Annotated in this window: 1 protein-coding gene; it reads right to left on the minus strand. The window is 50.8% G+C overall.

Going from position 1 to position 719, the window contains the following annotated elements; translation table 11 throughout:
* The coding region (locus B5E67_RS15325; protein WP_158098914.1) for a recombinase family protein at nucleotides 1-702 on the minus strand (702 nt) is incomplete at its 3' end.
* Nucleotides 703-719 lie beyond the last annotated feature (17 nt).

Consider the following 719-nt stretch of genomic DNA (forward strand, 5'->3'; position numbering starts at 1 on the left):
CCGAACAATACTCACATTCGGAATGTTCTTGCCATTGCGTCCCATGATGTTATGTTCGTACAGATAGTTGCAAATTCGCTTTGCACCATATCCTTCATATACATACTTCTGGAAAATCAGCCGGACAACCTCAGCTTCCTTCTCGTCGATCTCCAGATCATACACCTCGTGGTTCCGTTTATTGATCCTTCCACGCTTGACAAGACGGTAGCCATAGGCAGCCACACCGCCGGTGTACAGACCTTCTGCGGTCAGCTGCTCCATCCGGGTTCGGGTTCGGATGGAAGTTTTAACGCTCTCCCCCGATGCCTGCCAGTACCGAATGTAGTTCATCAGCTTGTCCACATGAGTGTCGAACCTCTGCTGGCCTTCCTGGGTGCTCCACACCTCAACGCCCTGTTTGACAAACCACTCAACGATAAAGGGGGTCTCATCGTCTCGACGGCCCAGGCGGTCAAACATAAAGACCAGAAGGACATCAAATTCCCTTGCCACTGCTGCCTGCTGAATCTGCTGCAGCTGATCCCGTTCCTTGGCCGACTTCTTGAAACCGGAGACGCCTTTCTCAGAGAACTCCTTGACAATCTCCCAGCCCTGCTCCTTTGCAAATGCACGGCAGGCTTCCTTCTGCATGGGGATATCGTCTTTCTCGACCTGTCCCAGAGTTGAAACGCGGTACAATGTATAGACTCTTTTTTTCATAGTTGTTTTCTCCTTTT

This window comes from Faecalibacterium sp. An122 (assembly GCF_002160895.1).
Taxonomy (GTDB): Bacteria; Bacillota; Clostridia; order Oscillospirales; family Ruminococcaceae; genus Faecalibacterium.